At 66.8% G+C, this 3,449-nt stretch carries 3 protein-coding genes; 1 reads left to right on the top strand and 2 read right to left on the bottom strand.

What is annotated here, in order from left to right:
* On the bottom strand, positions 1-584 hold a 584-nt coding region (locus HY726_12830), incomplete at its 3' end, for a cbb3-type cytochrome c oxidase subunit I (GenBank protein MBI4609879.1).
* A gap of 325 nt (positions 585-909) precedes the next feature.
* On the bottom strand, positions 910-1,911 hold the full coding sequence (coxB, locus tag HY726_12835; protein MBI4609880.1) for a cytochrome c oxidase subunit II: 1,002 nt from the start codon (positions 1,909-1,911) through the stop codon (positions 910-912).
* Between the two features lie 317 nt (positions 1,912-2,228).
* Between coxB and HY726_12840 the strand changes: the two genes are divergently transcribed.
* The coding region (locus tag HY726_12840) for a GAF domain-containing protein (GenBank protein ID MBI4609881.1) at positions 2,229-3,449 on the top strand (1,221 nt) is incomplete at its 3' end.

The following is a 3,449-nucleotide window of genomic DNA, read 5'->3' on the forward strand; positions in this document are numbered from 1 at the left end:
ATCAGGAACTGGGTGATCAGCGTCATCCAGACGAACACGGGCAACCGCATGTAGGTCATCCCCGGCGCCCGCATGTTCACGATCGTGACGATGAAGTTGACGCCGGCGATCAGCGAGGAGATCCCGAGGACCTGGAGCCCGAGCATCCAGAAATCGATGTTGGGCCCGGGCGAGAACTGCTTGGCGGTCAGGTTCGCGTAGCCGAACCACCCCGCGTTGGGGGCCGCCTTGAGCAGAAAGCTCGAGTTCAGGAAGAGCCCGCCGAAGAGGAAGATCCAGTACGAGAGCGCGTTGAGCCGCGGGAAGGCTACGTCGCGGGCACCGATCATCAGCGGGACCAGGAAGTTGAAGAAGCTCGCACTGAGCGGCATCACCGCGAGGAAGACCATCGTGGTGCCGTGCATCGTGAAGAGCTGGTTGAACGTCTCGGCGCTCACGACGGCGTTGTCCGGCCGGGCGAGCTGGAGGCGGATCAGGAGGGCCTCGATGCCGCCGACGAGGAAGAAGGCGAAGGCGGTGACCCCGTACAGGATGCCGATCCGCTTGTGATCGACCGTCGTGATCCAGCTCCACACGCCGGTTATGCCCTTCGGCCCTCACGGGTCTTGTGTGCTTGCCCTCGGTCTCCGGCCTCCGCTTCTCGCTCGCGGGGCCTCCGGCGGTCACCCATCTGTGGCTCGCCGGGCGGGGGCCCCTCCGGATGCGCCTCCGTTGCCTCCAACACTCCGCGCACCGTCCTCTTCGTGCGCGGCCCCCGTCCGTTTTCGCGTGGTGTGCGATCCGGCTTCCCCCGCCCGCTCGCCCACGATGGGTTCCCGACCGCCTCCCGGCATGCTCGCTCAACCCGGAGGCCGGATAGCCGGTCCGGTCGCAGGGCAGCCCGCGCCGACAGGTGACCCCGGGCTCCCGTCATTTGAGGCTCCCGAGGTAGGCGACGAGCGCGGCGATCTGCGCCTCGCTCAGCGGCAGCTTCGGCATGAGGGCGCCGGGCTTGACGGCGGGCGGGTTGGCGAGCCAGCGGGCGAGGTGCTCGGACGTGTTCGGGAGCAACCCCGCCGCGAGGGTCTTCCGGCTCCCGAAGTGGGTGAGGTCCGGGCCGAGGACGCCCGGCGAGAGCCCCTGGATCGTGTGGCACGCGACGCACCCGCCGGCGAAGAACGCCTGCAGGCCCTGCGCGGCGTCGCCGGCCGGCGCAGCCGGGGGCGCCTTGAGCCGCGCGGCCCACGCCTCGAACTCGGCGGGCGGCTGGGCGACCACCAGGAGGCGCATGTTGGCGTGAGAGATGCCGCAGAACTCGGCGCACTGGCCCACGTACTCTCCCGGCGCGCTGACGGTGAACGCGAGGTGGTTGACGCGGCCGGGGATCATGTCGCGCTTGCCCCCGAGCTGGGGGACCCAGAAGCTGTGGATCACGTCCACCGACTTGAGCAGCAGGCTCACCGGCCTGCCGATCGGGAGATGAAGCTCGTTCGCGGTGGTGACCCCGAGGTCCGGGTAGCGGACCTCCCACCACCACTGGTGGCCGATCGCCTCGACCTTGAGCGCCGTCGCGGGGGGCGGCGCCTGCGTCTTGAACACGACGGCCACGGTCGGCGTCGCGATCGCGATCACGATCAGCACCGGGATCAGGGTCCAGCCCATCTCGAGGCCGAGGTGGCCGTGGACCGGCCTGGGCTCGCCGCGCCCGGGGCGGTCGCGAAAACGCCAGACCACGAACAGGAGGAGCGCCTCGACGACCACGAAGATGACGAGCGCCCACCAGGAGATGTTCATGAAGAGGTCGTGGCTGAGCTGCCCCAGGTCGGACTTCGGCAGGACGGTGGTCATCGGGGAGTCGAGCCCGCACCCGCCGACGGCAAGGGCCACCAGGCCGCTGGCCAGTCGCGGGGCCCTGCAGGTAGGAGTCGGCATAGCGTCCCTGAGGTGAGGATCCACGCGGGTCCCGGGTCCCAGGCCGACACCATAGCACATCGCCTCCCCGACAACTACCCCGGGCCGACACGCTCGTAGCAGTGGACCTGGCGCGAGCGTTACCAGTATGCTTGACAGGCGGCTACGAAGGGTGTAAGGGTGAAAGGTAATATTTTCAGAGGCTTCGCGTGTACTTTCGATGCTCGCCCGTCGCGAGCCGTCGTCGGGCATGGAGTGACGATATCTACGCTCAGGTCAGTCCCAGGCCCCCCGGAGTGATCCGGAAGGACCGGTCCCTGCCCTAGCAGGCCCCCGCCGTGGCCTCCCAGGACACCGTCCAGGCGCTCCAGCAGCAGCTGGCCTACGAGCAGAAACTCGTCCAGCTGATCAACCGGATCCATGCCGCCAAGAACCTCGACAGCATCTTCATCGAGCTGAAGGACGAGATCGTCCAGCTCACCGACGCTGACCGGCTGACCCTCTACGCGGTCGACTACGAGAAGAAGGAGCTGTACTCCAGGTTCCTGGCGCTCGACACCGTGAAGGAGATCCGGGTCCCGATCACCGAGAAGAGCATCGCGGGGTACGTCGCCCTGACGCGCGAGACAGTCAACATCGTCGACGCCTACAACAAGGCCGAGCTGGCCCGCATCTCGAAGACGCTGGCCTTCGACAGCTCCTGGGACCAGAAGACCGGCTTCCGGACCACCCAGGTCCTCGCGGTCCCGGTCCTCAGCGAGCAGAAGACCGTCCTCGGCGTCATCCAGCTCCTGAACAAGAAGCACGGGCCCCAGTTCACGAAGGAAGACGAGGCCGGCCTCCAGAGAATCGCGAAGACCGTCGGCATCGCCTTTCAGAACCAGTATCAGCTCGCCCAGAAGCGGCCGACGAAATTCGACTACCTGCTGGCGCAGAACCGGATCACCCAGGACGAGCTCAACGTGGCGATCGCGGAGGCACGCAAGAAAGCGACCGACGTGGAATCGATCCTGATCCAGCAGTACAAGGTGCCGAAGGCGGACGTCGGCGCTTCCCTGAGCGCGTTCTACAAGTGCCCCTTTGTGGAGTTCGACGAAAAGATCATCGTGCCGCCCGATCTCATGAAGGATCTGAAGGTCGAATACCTGAAGAAGAACTTCTGGGTGCCGCTGCGACGCGAGGACAACGCCGTGGTCGTCCTGGTGGACAACCCCCAGGACCTCCAGAAAGTCGACAGCATCGACCAGCTCCTGCCCAACCAGAAGATCCGCTACGCGGTCGGCCTGCGGAAGGACGTCCTCTTGTTCATCGGCGCCGCCAGCGGCGAGGGGCCCAAGGATTCCATCACGGACATCCTCGGCGACTTGAAGGCCGAGGAGTCCACCGAGCCGACCGAGGATCCCGCCGGGGCGGACGCGATGGACGAGAACGACAGCACCATCGTCCGCCTGGCCAACCAGGTCATCACGGACGCCTACAAGGCGCGCGCCTCCGACATCCACATCGAGCCCTACGGCCCCAACAAGGACACGGTGATCCGGTACCGGGTCGACGGGAGC

The sequence above is a fragment of the Candidatus Rokuibacteriota bacterium genome (assembly GCA_016209385.1).
Classification (GTDB): domain Bacteria; phylum Methylomirabilota; class Methylomirabilia; order Rokubacteriales; family CSP1-6; genus JACQWB01.

Bases quoted from the DNA above. Each gene is read 5' to 3' on its own strand.
- coxB (MBI4609880.1), bottom strand. From the start codon at position 1,911: ATGCCGACTCCTACCTGCAGGGCCCCGCGACTGGCCAGCGGCCTGGTG.